We start from the raw sequence: 17324 nt of genomic DNA, 5'->3' as shown, positions 1-17324 counted from the left end.
GCACAGTGAAGCTGATACGTCAGGGTAAAATGCTGCAGTCGAGTATAATGATGCGTGGTGGCAGGTAGTATGAGGTTAGGTTTTAACTAACATTGGTTTGGCTGCGTTGTTACGCTCCGGCAGGGTGTGATGCTCTAGCGAAGCAGGTTCTCAATTTAGCGAACCCAATTGCGTTATAAGCGGCGGTTATAGACCAGTGTAGAGCTACAGCGAACCAAATTTCGCAATTGGTGAACCGTGGTTCATGAGTAGCGAAATTGGGTTCGCTGTTACAAATAACACCCTCCGCAGACGGCCTCCGAGCGAAAGTTACTTCGTAAAATAGCGAAGCAGGTTCGCTGTGAGGGTCATTCGAGGTTACAGACGGCCTCCGAGCGAAAGTTACTTCGCAAAATAGCGAAGCAGGTTCGCTGTGAGGGTCATTCGAGGTTACAGACGGCCTGCGAGCGAAAGTTACTTCGTAAAATAGCGAAGCAGGTTCGCTATGAGGGTCATTCGAGGTTACAGACGGCCTCCGAGCGAAGTTATTTCGCGAAATAGCGAAGCAGATTCGCTACCTGCAACTATGCGGAGTTTTGCAGGCAGCGCTGTTCGACATCAAACGAGCAATTCGTTTGAATACTAAATCCTCGAAAGAGGTTCGGCGTTTTATGCGCCGGACCTCTTTTTTTGTGCAGCACTTCCGAGGTTTATGTCGAAGGCAGGGGCCGAAGGAACCATTTTTCAGTGCGTGTCGAACCGGCAGTTGGGTTTTATATGAAATTAGACTCATATTTTACTGATTTTGGATGTTTTTATCCCTTAAGCGTCCAAAGTTATCCTTTTAATAGGCGCTGCCATTTTTAGATAATAGGGCTGAGAAGAGGGTGATGACACACAGGGTTTACAGTATTTTCGGTGCTTACGGTATCGAAAATTTTTATATCAAACCCATTTTATAAGGAGGTAATGATTTGAAAACAGGCGGTTTGTATGTCATGAGGCGTATGGTGTTGTTTGCTATTCTATTGGCTCTAGTATTGTCGATTGTACCGGTTCCGGGAATAGGCGCATCAAAGGCGGAGGCGGCTGACGCATCGTCCTACAAAATCATCGGCTACTATCCGGCATGGGGAGCCTACGGGCGCAATTATCAGGTATGGGATATGGACGCTTCCAAGGTGACGCATATCAATTACGCATTCGCGGATATTTGCTGGAACGGCATTCACGGCAATTCATCCCCCTCCAGTCCGAATCCTCAAACCTGGACCTGTCAAGACGAGAACGGCGTAATGAATGCGCCAAATGGGACGATTGTTATGGGAGATCCTTTTATTGACGCTCAAAAAACGAATCCGGGAGACAACTGGAATGATCCGCTCCGTGGTAATTTCAAGCAGCTTATTAAGCTGAAAGCAGCCAACCCGCAGTTGAAAACCATCATTTCGGTTGGCGGCTGGTCATGGTCAAACCGCTTCTCCGATGTGGCGGCCACCGCAGCTACTCGCGAGGTATTTGCGAATTCGGCCGTAGACTTCCTGCGCAAATATCAGTTCGACGGTGTCGATCTGGACTGGGAGTATCCGGTAAGCGGCGGTCTTGACGGCAATAGCGTCCGCCCTCAGGATAAGCAAAATTATACGCTTTTGCTCAATGCCATCCGGACAAAGCTGGATGCGGCGGGTACACAGGACGGCAAAAGGTATTTATTGACTATCGCATCGGGTGCGAGTCAATCCTTTGTTACGAATACAGAGCTTAGCGCGATTGCTCAGGTCGTCGACTGGATCAATATTATGACCTATGACTTTAATGGCGGCTGGCAAACGATCAGCGGTCATAATGCGCCGCTGTACAATGATCCCGCAGCAGCAACTGCAGGCGTGCCTAACGCCACGGTCTACAATGTAGAGGCCGGAGTTAACGGCCACTTGAATGCAGGTGTACCGCCAAGCAAGCTCGTCATGGGCACTCCATTCTACGGCCGAGGCTGGCAGGGTTGTCAATCAGCCGGAAACGGACAGTACAAAAACTGTACAGGACCAGCATCGGTTGGTACGTTCGAGGCAGGCTCGTTCGACTATTCTGATCTGGCAGCCAACTATATTAATAAAAACGGTTACACCCGTTACTGGAACAATGTAGCGAAGGTGCCTTACCTGTACAATCCGAGCAACGGACTTTTTATCTCTTATGATGATGTGGAATCATTCGGACATAAAACTGATTTTATTAAAAGTAAAGGGCTTGGCGGTGCGATGTTCTGGGAGTTCTCCGGCGACCGGCAGTCGGTGCTGCTGGCTAAGCTGAAAGCTGACCTGCAAGGGCCGGCAGCTCCGCCTGATACAATCGCGCCAAGCGTTCCTTCTGGAGTGAATGCGGTAAATGTAACGTCGACGAGTATTACGCTCAATTGGACGGCTTCGACGGACAATGTAGGGGTTAAAAACTACACCGTCTCCTACGGCAGCGGTACGCTTGTGTCGAATGGAACCTCCGCGACGATTAACGGTTTAACACCGAATACGGATTATACGATTACTGTTAGAGCTGCTGATGCGGCAGGCAACGTCTCAGCCCCAAGTGTGGCACTCATAGTGAGGACGACAGCACCTGTCGTGGATACGACACCGCCTAGTGTACCTGCGGGTCTAGTGGCATCTGGAGTAGATGCAACGAGCATCACGCTCAATTGGACGGCATCGACAGACAATGTCGGTGTAACAGGTTACACAGTCTCGTATGGAGCAGGCAATTCGGTGCAAGCGACAGGAACATCAGCAACGATTTCCGGTCTGACAGCCGACACGCAATACACATTTACGGTTAGAGCGTCAGATGCGGCAGGCAACGTCTCGGGTGCAAGCGCAGCGCTGACAGTGAAGACCTCAGCAGTACCAGCTTGTACAGCAACGCCTTGGACGGCAACGGGCGTATTCCCGGGGGGCCAACGGGCATCTTATAACGGCCAGCTTTACGAAGCAAAATGGTGGACACAGGGCGACCGTCCTGATCTGAGCGGAGAATGGGGAGTCTGGAAGCTTATTGGCGTGTGCGGCGGCAGCGGCGGTGGAGGCGGAACGGCAGATACGTCTGCCCCTTCCGTACCGGCCGGGCTGCAAGCCTCGGCAGTAAGCACGACATCCATTACGTTAAGCTGGAACGCCTCGACTGATAATGTTGGTGTCACTGGCTATACAGTTTTTTACGGCAATGCGCAATCGCTTGCAGCAACTGGCACGACAGCAGTTGTGAATGGCCTAACTTCGAATACAGCGTACACGTTCACAGTTGCTGCGAAGGATGCGGCAGGCAACGTCTCTGCACCCAGTTCAGCGGTGAGTGCAACGACGACGGCGAATTCTAATACCGGGAATACGGCAGCGTGGGCAGCCGGCATAACGTATAAGCCGGGAGATGTCGTGTCCTATGGCGGTAAAACCTATACATGCCTGCAAAATCATACCTCTATCGTAAGCTGGGAGCCGGCAAACGCTGCAGCCCTGTGGCAGTTGAGGCCTTAGAAGAGACACTACAAAAAAAGCCTTTTCCGCAATGCGGGAAAGGTTTTTCTATATTCTATAACAGGCAATTTAGTTGCGAATACTATACACCTTGCAGAGCGTTAACCGGCAGTCGTTTGCGGCGGGCGAGCAGCAGCAGCGGAAGTGCCAGCAGCACGACAAGCGCGCCGGCGACAAATACATCGTTCACACCCATCGTGAACGACAGCAGCCGCACCGAATCGGCAGATGCCGTACCAGCAGCGCCTCCTGCACGAATAATTTCATGGGAGTGGAAGGCTGCTCTACTCGACAACATAGAGGTGAACATGGCGATGGCGAAGGAGCTAAGCACATTACGTATCCAATTGTTGATTGAAGTGGCATGACCTGACCACTCCGGCGTAATCTCTTCCATAGAAGCGGTGCTGCTCGGTACCGAAGAGAAGCCGATGCCGATATTGCGAAGCACCATCGCCCACAGAATAAAGCTGTACGAGATGTCGACCCGAAGCCAGCTCATCAGGAAAAGGCCGGCAAAGATGAAGGCGATGCCAAGCGAAATCATTTTGACCGGACCGAGCTTCGGATAAAGCTTGCCGGCAATGGGACTGAGCAATGCCAGCAGCACCGAGGAGGGCAGCAAAATCAATCCTGTTTCCAGCGGCGTTGCGCCTCGTACGGTTTGAAGGAACAGCGGTGCAAGATACGTCCCGCTGTACATAGCAACTGTAATCAGGCTGTAAATGGACAGCATAATCGTGAACCGCCGATTGCGGAACACCCGCAGGTTCAGCAGCGGCACCTCCGCCGTCAGCTCGCGCCAGACGAATAAAGCGAGCAGTACAGCGCCTCCAACAAGCAAGCCCAATGTTTTTACAGAAGCCCAGCCCCAGCTATGTCCTTGGCTGAATGCCGTCAGCAGCGCCAAGCTTCCGAGTACTACAGTTAACAGACCAGCTAGATCCAATGATTTCGGGACGTTCATCCGGTAGTAGGGTATTAAAGTTTTTGTCAAAAGGACGGCAATGATACCCACAGGTATATTAATGAGAAACAACCAATGCCAGCTGGCATTCTGCAGCAGCCAGCCGCTGAAAGTCGGACCGATGGCTGGAGCAACCATTGCCGATAACGACCAGAGGCTAACGGCGAAAGGCCTGCGTTCTTTCGGAATCACTTGAAAAATAATCGTCATCGTACTGGACATAATCAATCCGCTGCATGCACCCTGAAGCATGCGGAATACGATGAGGGAAGGTGCGCTCCAAGCTACAGCGCATAGGAAAGAGAAGAAGGTAAAGCCGACGAGTGCGAATAAATACAGCCGTTTGTAACTAAATCTTCCGCCTAAATAGCCGGTTAATGGAGCCGTTACGCCAGTGGCCAGCATGAAACCGGTGACCATCCATTGCATCGTGCCTAATCCAGTATTAAAATGATCCATTAAGAGCGGAACCGCGATATTAATCGTTGTGGTCGCTAACACGGAGACGAAGGTGCCGAAGAAGATGGCGATCATAATCGGCCAGAAATGAATGGTTGAGGCTGAATTGCTGTTGGACACGAAGTTTTTCCTCCCTGACGGCCTGATTGATGATATGTCTATTTATACATATAATAATGATGTATCTATCGTAGTCCTGTGCGTTCGTTATGTCAATTTTGACATATGAATATAATTTCGCATGTAAACGGATTAATAAGCATAGGAGGCTCTCTAACGAATGAATACTCTATCTTACGGCCTTCTGGCACTGCTAAGCGTTGGGCCGCGCACCGGCTATGATTTGTCCCAACGCGTCAAACCGCTATGGCAAGCGGGCCATAGCCAGATTTATCCGCTGCTGTCGCAGATGGAGCAGTTCGGCTATATTACGTTTGAGCTGATCGAGCAATCGGACAAGCCGGACAAGAAGGAATACACCATTACAGAATCCGGACTGGCTAAGCTGAGCGAATGGGCCGGTGAGTCTGCCGGCATGCCGGTGCTTAAGGATGATTTGCATATTAAGTTGTATGCGATCTGGCTGGCCGAGCCTGATAAGGCGAGACAATTGCTGCAGGCACGCGCCGCTTTTTGCTTAAGTGAGCTGGAACGCTATCAGCTGCTGATGGATGGTGTGGAGAAGGAACGAGCCGGAGAAGGCGGAGAAAAATTTTTCGGACGTTATCTGCTCATCAAGAAACGGGTCATGGATGTGGAAGCGAATCTTCAATTTTGCAAATGGGCATTAAGCGAGCTGGGCAGTTGACAGTCTCGCTTTTTCTTTTCCCTGTTATTTTTAAGTTGCCGCGTTATTGCCGAATGCTATAATAAAAGCGCATACATTACCAAACCGGAACGGAATAACGGGGGAATGATCGTGTATAAAATCGTGCTGGTCGATGACGAGGCGGTTGTGCGTGTCGGCATCCGCGACAGAATAGAATGGCAGACGCTAGGCTTTGAATGCGCGGCGGATTGCGAGAATGGCGTTGAAGCGTTGGATGCCATTGAACGCATACAGCCCGATGTCGTACTGACCGACATCAATATGCCGTTCATGGACGGGCTTGAGCTGACGCAAGCGGTCAAAGCGAAGCATCCGGAAATGAAGGTCGTTATTTTGACCGGCTACGATGATTTCGATTATGCGCAGCGCGCCGTTAAGCTCAAGGTGAATGATTTCATTCTGAAGCCGATTACGGCTGCTGAACTAACGGCCGTGCTGCAAAAAATAAAAGCGGAGCTGGATGAGCAGAGAAAGGATAGGGAGGAGCTGGACCGGCTGCAGCGCCAGCTTCGGGAAAGTATGCCTGTACTCAAGGAGCGTTTTCTGGATCGTCTGGCAACATCCTCAATTCGAGAGGGAGAGCTGGCAGAACGGCTTACCTTTTTCGGGATTGAGCTGCCCGGTCCGGACTATGAAGCGCTCGCGATTGATCTTGATCTGCTGGAGCGGGGAGCCGGGCCTACAGCCGCTGCCGATCGGGAGCTGCTCCGTTTTGCCATCTATAATGTGACGCAGGAGCTTCTTAGCGAGGATGATACGGTATCCGAAGTTTTTCGCAGCCGTGAGGAAAAGGTGATGGCGGTACTATCGGGTAACCAGCCGGAGCTGCATGACCGGGCTCAGGAGCTGGCTGACAAAATTCGGCTCGCTGCTGAGCAATTCCTGCGGCGAACGGTATCGGTAGGCATAGGAACACCTGCTGTCAGCCTCCGGCATATTAGCGAATCCTGCCAAGCCGCCGTATCGGCGCTGGAGTACCGGCTGCTGCTTGGCGGCAATCGCGTCATTAGCATTTCCGACATGGAGCCGAGAAGCGGGCGTAAGGCTGACTATTCGCAGGAATATGACCGGCTGCTAGTCGCAGGCATTAAGACGGGTACAGCCGACGAAGTGGACCACGCCGTTGATACGGCGATCAATCGGCATCGCACGGCTATGCTCACCATCGACCAGAGCTACATCCGGCTGCAGCGCACCCTAATTGCAGTCATGCAGGCACTGGAGGAATTGGGCTGCGAGGAGGCAGACGTGTTTGGCCCCGGCGTCAATCCTTTAACGGCGATCTACTCTTTCCGCACGCTGGATGAAATAAGCGATTGGCTTAAGGAAGCGTGCCGCCGGGCCGTGAACAGCGTAGCAGAAGCACGTGACGACCAGTGCCGGCAGCAGATGAAGGAGGCGCTCGCTTATATTCACGATCATTATGGAGAGAGCGAGCTGTCGGTTAAAACGGTGAGCAAGCAGGTGCTTATGAGCGTCAGCTATTTCAGCGCTGCATTCAAATCCCATACAGGCAAAACCTTCGTTGAATATTTGACAGCAGTGCGGATGGACAAGGCGAAGGAGCTGCTGAAGTTTACCGGACTGCGGACGTACGAAATCGCGGCGAAATCCGGCTACCCCGACGCGCAATATTTTAGCGTATTGTTCAAAAAGCATACCGGCGACTCCCCGACTGAATATCGGCAGAAGACGTCCGCGGAACGAGCGTGATCGGCGGCTATGGATATTTTCAAATTTAAAAGCATTCAGACCAACATTGCGGCAGCTATCGCCTGTCTGATTTTGCTGACGGCAGTTCTGCTTGGCGTTATGTCCTACCAGTTGTCAGCTTCTTCCGTACGAGAGACGGCCCAAGACTATACAGCCGAGCTTATCAGGCAGGTGAATGCGAACATTCAGACCTACATTACAAGCATGGAAAATATATCGCAGCTGGCGCTGAACAACGAGGACGTCCGGGCGTTTGTCGCTGCCGACAGCAGCGCCGCTGAGGATAAGGGCAGCAAAGTATCGGACTATTTCCAATCCATCATCGTCTCGCGCAAGGACATTGCCTCCATCAATGTGTTCGGCTATAACGGCCGTTTCGTCTCGGACCGGAAGGACGCTGAGCTGAATCCGAATATATCGCTGAAGGAACAGGAATGGTACGTCAATGCGAAAAAGGCGGCGGGCCGAATTGTCGTATCCTCTTCGCATGTACAGCCTGTGTTTAAAGATGAATACGGGTGGGTCGTCTCCCTCAGCCGCGAGCTGTGGAGTCAGGATCAAAGGAAGGCGCTTGGCGTGCTGCTAGTCGACCTGAACTTTAGCGTTATTAACGATACGCTGAACAATATCGATCTGAGCAAGCGCGGCTATGTCTTTATCGTCGATTCGGCAGGAAATATCGTGTATCATCCGCAGCAGCAGCTGGTGTACAGCAATTTGAAGACTGAGAGAATTGACGAGGTGCTGAAGCAGGGAAGCGGAAGCTTCGAGCTTAACGAAGGCGGGCAAAGACGCATCTATACCGTTCAGGATACCGGCTTCGGCTGGAAAATCGTCGGCGTCTCCTACACCGCTGAGCTTATCGCGAATGAGCGGGAGATGCAGCTTTCTTTTGTCGCGGCGGGTATCTTTTGCCTGCTGGTTGGCTTGCTGCTTGCCTACTTCATCTCGCGGAATGTGTCCAAGCCGATCAAGCAGCTGCAGGAGCATATGAAAAAAGTCGAGAAGGGAACCTTCAACATTCGTGTTCCGATCGAGAATCCGAAGGAAATCGCCAGCTTGGCGCGTTCGTTTAATCTGATGGTCGTCCGAATCGAAGAACTGATGAACCAGGTTGTGCAAGAACAGGAATTTAAGCGGAAAAGCGAGCTGAGCGCTCTGCAGTCGCAGATCAATCCGCATTTTTTATACAACACGCTCGATTCGATTATCTGGATGGCTGAGGGGAAAAAATCGGAGGAGGTTGTACTGATGACCTCCGCTTTGGCCAAGCTGTTCCGCGCATCGATCAGCCGCGGGCAGGAGCTCGTATCGATACGCACGGAAATCGAGCATGTCGCCAACTATTTAACGATTCAAAAGATGCGCTATACCGATAAGCTCGACTTCCACATTGACGTCGAACCCGGCATTATGCAATACCGGACGTTGAAGGTGCTGCTGCAGCCGCTGCTGGAGAACGCCATTTATCACGGCATTAAGAACAAGGTCGGGACGGGTGAGATCATCGTCTCTGGGTTCGAGAGCGAAGGCTCGATCTGGTTTCGCGTCAGCGATAACGGCGTTGGCATGGACGGGGACACCCTCCGTACGATACTGGAGCCGCGAAAGAGTGATCATGAAAGCAAAGGAGTGGGCGTCGTGAATGTGCATGAGCGGATCCAGCTCTATTTCGGCAAGGAATACGGACTGTTCTATGAGAGCAGGCCGGGGGAGGGAACGACCGTCCTCGTAAAAATTGCCGTCATTGACGCTTCCTTCGAAAAAGGGGGACAAGCGCAATGAAACGCATGACACCGCGGATTCCGTTGGCAGTTATTATTGCCGTTCTTGCGCTAGCGGCCAGTATTGCGGTTTACGCTGTATTTCAATGGGCTGTTAACGTCAAACCGGATAAGCAGCCGCAGATTATCGTTTCCGTCAAATCAACCGAACAGATCGTCGATTTCTGGAAGGTGCTCATTGACGGGGTGAACGACGCGGCGAGCGAGTTCGACGCCAAAGCGAAGGTGATCGGTCCGCCGCAGGAAAGTGAGATTGATGTCCAGATTGCACAGCTGGAGCAGGCGATTATCGACAAGCCTGACGCGATCGTGCTTGCCGCGACGGATTATAATGGGCTTATTCCTGTAGCTGAGCGAATTGTGGCTGCAGGCATTAAGCTGATTACGGTAGACTCCAGTATTAATAGCGATGATGCGCTAAGCTTTATCGCAACTGATAATCTGGCTGCCGGACGGAAAGCCGGAGATGAACTCTCCAAGCTGTTCGATGGCGATGCGAAGGTTGCTATTATGAGCTATATTCAGGGAACCTCGACGCAATTGGAGCGGGAGCAGGGCGTTCGCCAGCGTCTGGAGGAAGAAGGCCGATTCGATGTTATCGGCACGTATTATAGCGATGGCCTAGTCGACAAAGCGTATACGATTACGAAGCAGCTGCTGACGGAGCATCCCGATCTTAAAGGAATTGTCGGCTTGAACGAGCCGTCTACCGTTGGCGCAGGCTTTGCCATCAAGGAGTTTGGGCTAGGCGGCAAAGTGAAGCTCGTAGGCTTCGACAGCTCCATTGATGAGGTGAAGCAGTTGGAGGAAGGCATCATTCAGGCGACGATCGTACAGAAACCCTACAATATGGGCTACTTGAGCGTGAAGGCCGCGATTGAAGCAGTTAATGGCAAACGGATTGAGAAGCGGATCGATACGGACTCGGTCGTCATTACCAAAAGCAATATGTATACGGAGCAAAATCAAAAGCTGCTTTTCCCCTTTGTGGGAAAGTAGCTTTTTTTGTATATTTTTCAACTATAACGATACGATATTCGATTCTGGCAGGGCATGCCTCCGACTTACAATAAACACAAGCAAAGCAACATAGGCCGAATGCACAGTTCGTTACTGGCGGCGTGCAGGGTCAAAGCGATGAGGTGAAGGCAATCATGAGTGAAGTGCTCATACAGATGGAGGGCATCGACAAGCAATTTCCCGGCGTACAAGCGCTCAAAGACTGCCGGTTCGAGCTGCTCAGCGGCGAAGTGCATGCTCTGATGGGGGAAAACGGCGCCGGCAAATCGACATTAATGAAAGTGCTGACCGGTGTATATCAGCGGGATGCGGGCATGATGACCTTCCATGGAGACGAGTTAATCGTTCCGAATGCAAAGGCGGCGCAGGACAAGGGCATTGCAATTATTCATCAGGAGCTCAATCTCGCCCCGGATTTGACGGTGGCGCAAAATATTTTCATCGGCCGCGAGCCGAAATCCTTGGGGATTTTCTTGAAGGAGAAGGAGCTGCACCGCAAAGTGAAGCGGCTGTTCGAACGGTTGCATCTCGATCTCGATCCGAATGAGCTGGTAGCCAATTTGCCGGTGGCAAAGCAGCAGCTCGTCGAAATTGCCAAAGCACTGTCTTATGATTCCGAGGTGCTCATCATGGATGAGCCTACAGCGGCGCTAAGCGATACCGAAATCGACGAACTGTTCGTCATCATCCGTCAGCTTCGCAGCAGTGGAGTGGGCATTGTCTATATTTCTCACCGGATGGATGAATTGAAGCGGATAACAGATCGGGTAACGGTGATGCGAGACGGCTGCTACATCGGTACAGTTGCCACGAAGGACGTTACGAACGATCAAATTATATCGATGATGGTCGGCCGGGAGATCTATGATACCTCGAAGCCGGCGAGACATACGGGCGCTGCAGAGCCGGTCCTTGAAGTAAGCGGCTTGAACCGTAAGGGTGTGCTGAAGGACGTTAGCTTCCGTCTTCACAAGGGTGAAATTCTTGGCTTTGCAGGATTGATAGGAGCGGGCAGAACCGAGGTCGCGAGAGCAATTTTTGGCGCTGATATGTTCGATTCCGGCGAAATTACCGTCAAGGGCAGGAAGCTGAAGCCCCGGCAGCCGCATGATGCTGTAAAAGCCGGTATCGGCTATTTGTCGGAGGACCGCAAGCGCTTCGGCTGTATCGTCGATATGGATGTGAAGATGAATGTAGCGGCAGCCTCCATGGGCCGGTTCACGAATCCAGTAGGCTGGGTCAGGAGGAAGCGAATTGCCGAGGCAGCAGACGGCATTGTGAAAATGCTGAAGGTAAAGACGCCTCACATCGATCAGGAAGTGAAGTTTCTGTCCGGCGGCAATCAGCAAAAAATCGTCATCGGAAAATGGCTGACACGGGACTGCGACATCCTGATCTTCGATGAACCGACGCGCGGCATCGATGTTGGAGCCAAAAGCGAAATCTACAAGCTGCTCAATGAGCTTGCGGCCAGCGGCAAATCAATTATTATGATCTCCTCGGAGCTGCCGGAGGTGTTACGGATGAGCCATCGTGTCGTCGTCATGTGCGAAGGCCGTATTACAGGAGAGCTCAGCCAGGAGGAAGCGACGCAGGAGCGCATTATGCATCTTGCAACGCTGCGGGTCTAGCGACAGCGGAAGCAGCAGACAGATGGAAGATTCGGAGGGGTAACACATGACAATTCAAAATGATACCGGGGCCGTCCAAACCGGCGGAAAGCGGGCTGTGCCCATTATTAAACCGGGAGCGATGCAGCAGGTGCTTGCATTTGCCAGTCTGGTCATCCTGGTGCTCGTCTTCTCATTCTCATCGCCTAACTTTTTTCAATTTACGAATATCGTAGGCATCCTGTTGTCTACAGCCGTTATCGGCGTTCTGGCGCTTGGCTCGACATTTGTCATTATTACCGGGGGCATCGACCTTTCCGTCGGAACGGTGATGACACTCAGCGCTATTATGACGGGCGTATTCATTACTTATTGGGATTTGCCGGTACCGCTTGGCATCGTTGGCGGCATTATGACGGGCGCCGTGTGCGGACTTCTATCCGGTACGATTATATCGAAAATGAAAATACCGCCGTTTATCGCGACTCTGGCGATGATGATGATCGCCAAGGGACTTGCGCTAGTAATCTCTGGCGCTAAGCCGATTTATTTCAAGGAAGAGACGGGCTATTCCAAGCTGGCGCTGGACTCTGCGATCGGCAAGCTCATTCCGGGCTTTGACATTCCGAACGGCGTCCTGATCTTTTTCGGGGCAGCTATTATCGGGGGCATCATCCTTTCGAAGACGATTGTAGGCCGCTACAATTTCGCGCTCGGCAGCAATGAAGAAGCGACACGTTTATCGGGCATTAACGTCAACTATTGGAAAATTGTGATCTATACGATTACGGGTACTTTTACGGGTCTTGCCGGTGTGCTGATGGCTTCGCGTCTAAACTCGGCGCATCCTTCGCTTGGCTCGGGCTATGAGCTGGAAGCAATCGCAGCTGTCGTTCTCGGAGGCACGTCACTAAGCGGGGGCAAGGGAACGATTGTTGGCACGGTAATTGGTGCGCTCATCATGAGCGTATTAACCAACGGTTTGCGCATCCTCTCGGTTCCGCAGGAATGGCAGACGGTCGTCGTCGGTATCGTTATCGTACTTGCTGTATATGCCGATATTTTACGCCGCCGCAAGAAGTAAGAGTTAACCTTGTTAGAATCGTCGCCATGATGCGCATCTACGTTCTACGGATGTCTCGGGCAGACCGCTTCTATAGATGATAAAAGACGAAGGGGAGATTTCGGTGAAAAAGATTACGGTAACGATGCTGGTTATGCTGCTTACGATTGCGATGCTTAGCGCTTGTGCTTCCAAGGGAAATGAAGGCAAGGGAGAAGAAGCTGCAGGCAAAGGATCAACGAATCCCGGTGCGGAGAAAATCTACATTCCGATCATTTCGAAAGGCTTTCAGCATCAGTTCTGGCAGGCGGTAAAGTCAGGAGCTGAAAAAGCAGCCAAAGAGTTCAACGTGGAAATTACGTTCGAAGGACCGGAAACCGAGTCCCAAGTCGATAAACAGATCGAAATGCTGCAAGCCGCTTTAGATAAAAAGCCTAGTGCGCTTGGCTTTGCGGCGCTGGATAGCCAAGCCTCGATTCCGCTGCTGCAAAAAGCGAAGGATGCTGGCATTCCTGTCATTGCCTTTGACTCTGGCGTAGACAGTGACATTCCGCTCGCGACAGCATCGACTGACAACCTGGCTGCTGCGGCACTCGCTGCTGACAAGATGGCGGAGCTGATTGGCGGAGAAGGCGAGATCGGCATGATCGTTCATGACCAGACGAGCGTAACCGGTGCGAACCGCCGCGACGGCTTCAAGAAACAAATTGAAGACAAATACCCGAACATCAAAATCGTTGACATTCAATACGGCGGCGGCGACCATCTGAAGTCGACTGACCTTGCTAAAGCGATCATTCAAGCTCATCCGAATGTAAAAGGTTTCTTCGGCGCCAACGAAGGCTCCGCAATCGGTGTAATCAATGCCGTTACCGAGCTGAAGAAGGAAGGCCAAATCGTAGTTGTCGGCTTCGACTCCGGCAAGCAGCAAATCGACGCGATTAAAAGCGGCAAAATGGCCGGGGCTATTACGCAAAATCCGGTTGGCATCGGCTATGAAACGGTGAAAGCTGCCGTACAAGCGATTCGCGGCGAGAAAGTTGAATCGACAATTGATACGGGATTCTACTGGTATGATAAATCCAACATTGACAGCGATGAAATCAAGGCTGTCATTTACGAATAATTAACAGGGACGGGAGTGCAGCGATGCACTCCCGTTTCCTATTAATATAGTAGAATGCTAGCGTTCCTTTTTTTGAAAAAAACGCCCTTCTATGCTAGTCTTATAGAAAAAGCACGGAAGGACAGAGGAAAGAATGGCGAAAGTGCACCGGAAGATTTCAAAGCTAGAATTAATTAAGAGGATCGTATTTATTACGATCGGCGCCATCTTGATGGGCGTAGCCTTGGAACTATTTCTCGTTAATAATAGCGTCATCGATGGAGGCATCACCGGCCTCGCGATTATGGCCTCTTATTTGACCAAGCTGCCATTAGGACTATTTATTCTTATTTTCAACTTGCCATTCTTGTTTATCGGATTTAAGCAAATTGGTAAAACCTTCGCCTTTTCGACCCTCTACGGTATCGTAGTGATGTCGGCAACGACGCAGCTGCTGCATCATGTACATGCTTTCACGGAGGAGAAGCTTCTTGCGGTACTGTTCGGCGGTATTCTGCTCGGTGCAGGGGTAGGACTTGTCATCCGTTACGGCGGCTCGCTGGATGGTACGGAAATTGTCGCGATCCTTGCATCGAAAAAGTTCGGCATGCCGGTCGGACAGATCATTATGATCGTCAACGTCTTTATTTTCATCGTTGCAGGCTTTGTGTTTGAATGGGATTCGGCGATGTATTCCATGGTTACTTACTACTTGGCGACCAAGGTAATGGATATCGTAGTCGAAGGTATCGAGGAATCGAAGTCGGTGACGATTATCTCCCAGGATTATGAGGAAATTTCCGAGACGATTATGACACGTCTTGGCCGCAGCACGACTTACATTCAAGCCCGGGGCGGGTACTCGCGTGAAGAAACGCAAATGGTCTATTGCGTAGTCAACCGTCTGGAGGTTGCCAAGCTGAAGAGTATCGTTCAAGAGATCGATCCGAAAGCTTTTATCGCAATCGAGCATGTATCAGACGTGCTTGGCGGCAATTTCTCGAAGCGGGAAATTCATTAATAGACTAGGGCGTGTCTGAAAACTCGTTCAGTGGCACCTTTCACCGCCTTTCCGCCCCCTGCTTCGTTCCGTTTGCTTGACGTACCCCCGGGTACGCCTTCACAAACGCGCCTTGCATGGAACGAAAATTCGGCTAAATTTGCTGCCCTTAGCGTTCTCAGACACACCCTAATAGATAAGAACCTCCGTATAGCGGCCCGTCAGGTCGCCGTACGGAGGTTTTTTGCTTCACTGACCGGTGGAAGCAGTTCCTGTATCTGTAATGGATTGCTCCGGGCCGCTTGGCCGGGACAACCCTCTATCCTTAACGCCGAGCAATAAAAGAAGTGCAATTAACATCCCTGCGGAGGCGGTGTAGAACACGGCCGAGTAGTCGAACAAGTCCACCAGATATCCCATCAAAGGGGGAGAGGAGATTGCGGCAAGGGAAGACACCAGGTAGTACATGCCGGTACGTGTTCCGATGCTCTGCTCCTTGCCAAGACCGATGACGAAGGGATAGGAATTAATATTAATGAGCGCCCAGCAAATGCCTCCTGCAACTAACAAAAGCCGGAGCGGCAGCAGCGTTTCAACCATTGTGATTGCGGCGAAAACAGCGGTAAGACCGGCGACGCCTATCAGAATGATTCTCTTTTTTCCGAACCGGTGCCCCAGCCAGCCTGCTGGTATCGCAGCAAGGACAAACAGGAGTGAGAAGAAGGCGAGCGAGAAGGCAGCGTCACTCTCTTTAAGTCCTAGCTGATGCTTGCCGTAAAGAGAGAAGAGGGCCTCCACGCCCTGATAAGAGAAAAACCAAAAGAAAACCGCTGCCAGCAGGAAGATCGTCGGACGCGTCCATTCGCCTTTGAAGGAAAAAGCAGACTTCCCTGCCGCAGCTATGTTAGGAGACAAGGCATCCCGTTTCTCTCGAATGGACCTGACCAAGATCAGCAAACAAATCAGGGTAAGAATTGCAGCGGTCACGAAAGGCAAGGCAGGATGTGATTTGTACAAGTAGGATCCTCCGGCAAAAGCAAGAATGGACCCGATGCCGCCCATAAAGTTAATGATGCCATTCGCTTTTGTGCGCTGCGGCTCCGGCGTAATATCCGGCATCAGTGCAACCGTCGGCGAACGATAGAGACTCATGGACAGGTTCATGAGCACCATGAACAATACGAGCGTGATAAGGCTCGTGTACCAAGGAATAAGTGCGACGAACAGCGCAGCGAGCGGCATGCCGATCAATAAGTAAGGCATCCGCTTGCCGAAGCGGGTGCTGGTGCGGTCGCTTCGGCTGCCGATCCAGGGCTGGAGAAACAAGGCGAAATAGTTGTCGATCGTCATCATAAAGCCAATCAACGCTGTACTCGTTATAAACCGGTCAAGAAAAAAAGGTACGAAACCGTTATAAAGCGCCCATGTAATGCTGATGCTGAAAAATCCGAAACCGAGCAGCCACGTTTTTTTCATTCGCCATCAGTGCCCCTCTCATCTCATCACACCAGTTCTATAGCAACGCGTTCAGCCGGTCCGGGAAGTCAGTAATAATTCCTGCTACTCCTGCTCCAATCAGCCGCTTCATTTCTTCCGGTTCATTCACGGTGAACGGATTATAATCAACGCCGTTGCGCGAGGCCTCCGCGACCCATTCCGGCAGTACAGCATAATTCGGAGCGTGCAAGGCACTTGCCCCGATCGATTGGGCGTAACGCCAAGGCTCATAAAGCCCTTCCATATATAAAATACCTGTTCGGATCTCTGGAGCCAGCCTGCTGCATTCGACCAGCGAGTAATGATTAAAGCTGGAAATAATGATCCGGTCGGACAGGTTATAGTCCCGTACCGTTTGGATCACTTTTTGCTCCAGTCCTTGATATTGGACGAGGCCGTTTTTGAGCTCCAGATTAACGATGGTATCCGTTTGTTTCACCAGTTCGAGCAGCTCTTCCAATGCAGGAACGGTTTCAGTTGAAAATTCGGCACTATGCCAGCTGCCTGCATCCAGCCGCTTCAAATCACTGTAATCGACGGCGCCTACATAGGCATCCAGTCCTGCGGTCCGGGTCAGCTTCTCATCGTGAATCAGGACGAGGCGTCCGTCCTTCGTCATCTGCACATCGGTTTCGATGCCCGTCGCTCCAAGCTCCAGCGCCTTGGAGAATGCCGCCATCGTGTTTTCCGGACAGTAGCCGGATGCCCCTCTATGGGCATAATTAACTAGCTTTGCCATTGTATAATTTCCTCCCTTATTCCCTTATGATC

General features: G+C 51.5%; 12 protein-coding genes. 9 read left to right on the top strand and 3 right to left on the bottom strand.

The window, feature by feature from the left end:
• Positions 1 to 986: 986 nt before the first annotated feature.
• Positions 987 to 3506, top strand: coding sequence for a glycosyl hydrolase family 18 protein (locus tag TY10_RS17570; RefSeq protein ID WP_420329417.1), 2520 nt, complete (start codon positions 987 to 989; stop codon positions 3504 to 3506).
• An 82-nt stretch (positions 3507 to 3588) separates the two neighbouring features.
• Here the strand turns inward: TY10_RS17570 and TY10_RS17565 are convergent, their stop codons facing one another.
• A complete protein-coding gene (locus TY10_RS17565) occupies positions 3589 to 5052 on the bottom strand; it encodes a DHA2 family efflux MFS transporter permease subunit (RefSeq protein ID WP_238327744.1) in 1464 nt (487 codons plus the stop codon).
• Between the two features lie 160 nt (positions 5053 to 5212).
• Here TY10_RS17565 and TY10_RS17560 point away from each other — a divergent pair, with 160 nt between their 5' ends.
• The 8 genes from TY10_RS17560 (at position 5213) to TY10_RS17525 (ending at position 15077) form a co-directional block, all read left to right on the top strand.
• The gene (locus TY10_RS17560) at positions 5213 to 5740 is read left to right on the top strand and encodes a PadR family transcriptional regulator (protein WP_042166167.1); all 528 of its coding nucleotides are present in this window, start codon (positions 5213 to 5215) and stop codon (positions 5738 to 5740) included.
• Between the two features lie 111 nt (positions 5741 to 5851).
• A complete protein-coding gene (locus tag TY10_RS17555; protein ID WP_042166165.1) occupies positions 5852 to 7474 on the top strand; it encodes a response regulator transcription factor in 1623 nt (540 codons plus the stop codon).
• A gap of 9 nt (positions 7475 to 7483) precedes the next feature.
• Positions 7484 to 9259, top strand: a complete 1776-nt coding sequence (locus TY10_RS17550; RefSeq protein ID WP_042166162.1) for a cache domain-containing sensor histidine kinase — start codon at positions 7484 to 7486, stop codon at positions 9257 to 9259.
• Positions 9256 to 10257 (top strand): substrate-binding domain-containing protein, encoded by a 1002-nt coding sequence (locus TY10_RS17545; RefSeq protein WP_042166159.1) that lies wholly within the window; start codon positions 9256 to 9258, stop codon positions 10255 to 10257. Before TY10_RS17550 ends, TY10_RS17545 begins: the two co-directional genes overlap by 4 nt.
• 155 nt (positions 10258 to 10412) lie before the next feature.
• A complete protein-coding gene (locus tag TY10_RS17540; protein WP_042166157.1) occupies positions 10413 to 11909 on the top strand; it encodes a sugar ABC transporter ATP-binding protein in 1497 nt (498 codons plus the stop codon).
• A gap of 121 nt (positions 11910 to 12030) precedes the next feature.
• Entirely contained in the window at positions 12031 to 12972 is a 942-nt protein-coding gene (locus TY10_RS17535) for an ABC transporter permease (RefSeq protein ID WP_238327752.1), read from the top strand.
• Positions 12973 to 13075: 103 nt separating this feature from the next.
• Positions 13076 to 14077, top strand: a complete 1002-nt coding sequence (locus tag TY10_RS17530) for an ABC transporter substrate-binding protein (RefSeq protein WP_155985926.1) — start codon at positions 13076 to 13078, stop codon at positions 14075 to 14077.
• 133 nt (positions 14078 to 14210) lie between these two features.
• Entirely contained in the window at positions 14211 to 15077 is an 867-nt protein-coding gene (locus TY10_RS17525; RefSeq protein ID WP_042166151.1) for a YitT family protein, read from the top strand.
• A 228-nt stretch (positions 15078 to 15305) separates the two neighbouring features.
• On the opposite strand, the gene TY10_RS17520 is transcribed toward TY10_RS17525, so the two are convergent.
• Both TY10_RS17520 and TY10_RS17515 read right to left on the bottom strand, forming a co-directional pair.
• Positions 15306 to 16532: an SLC45 family MFS transporter gene (locus TY10_RS17520; RefSeq protein ID WP_042166147.1), complete on the bottom strand. Its 1227-nt coding sequence runs from the start codon at positions 16530 to 16532 to the stop codon at positions 15306 to 15308.
• 37 nt (positions 16533 to 16569) lie between these two features.
• Positions 16570 to 17292, bottom strand: a complete 723-nt coding sequence (locus TY10_RS17515) for a glycerophosphodiester phosphodiesterase (RefSeq protein ID WP_042166146.1) — start codon at positions 17290 to 17292, stop codon at positions 16570 to 16572.
• Positions 17293 to 17324 lie beyond the last annotated feature (32 nt).

This window comes from Paenibacillus gorillae, assembly GCF_000513275.1.
Taxonomy (GTDB): domain Bacteria; phylum Bacillota; class Bacilli; order Paenibacillales; family Paenibacillaceae; genus Pristimantibacillus; species Pristimantibacillus gorillae.
Note: the sequence above shows the minus strand (reverse complement) of the source record. Positions and strands in the feature narration are given on the sequence as shown.

Coding starts and splice junctions, on each gene's coding strand:
- TY10_RS17570 (WP_420329417.1), top strand. CDS start 987: ATGGTGTTGTTTGCTATTCTATTGGCTCTAGTATTGTCGATTGTACCG.
- TY10_RS17560 (WP_042166167.1), top strand. CDS start 5,213: ATGAATACTCTATCTTACGGCCTTCTGGCACTGCTAAGCGTTGGGCCG.
- TY10_RS17550 (WP_042166162.1), top strand. CDS start 7,484: ATGGATATTTTCAAATTTAAAAGCATTCAGACCAACATTGCGGCAGCT.
- TY10_RS17545 (WP_042166159.1), top strand. CDS start 9,256: ATGAAACGCATGACACCGCGGATTCCGTTGGCAGTTATTATTGCCGTT.
- TY10_RS17540 (WP_042166157.1), top strand. CDS start 10,413: ATGAGTGAAGTGCTCATACAGATGGAGGGCATCGACAAGCAATTTCCC.
- TY10_RS17535 (WP_238327752.1), top strand. CDS start 12,031: ATGCAGCAGGTGCTTGCATTTGCCAGTCTGGTCATCCTGGTGCTCGTC.
- TY10_RS17525 (WP_042166151.1), top strand. CDS start 14,211: ATGGCGAAAGTGCACCGGAAGATTTCAAAGCTAGAATTAATTAAGAGG.
- TY10_RS17520 (WP_042166147.1), bottom strand. CDS start 16,532: ATGAAAAAAACGTGGCTGCTCGGTTTCGGATTTTTCAGCATCAGCATT.
- TY10_RS17515 (WP_042166146.1), bottom strand. CDS start 17,292: ATGGCAAAGCTAGTTAATTATGCCCATAGAGGGGCATCCGGCTACTGT.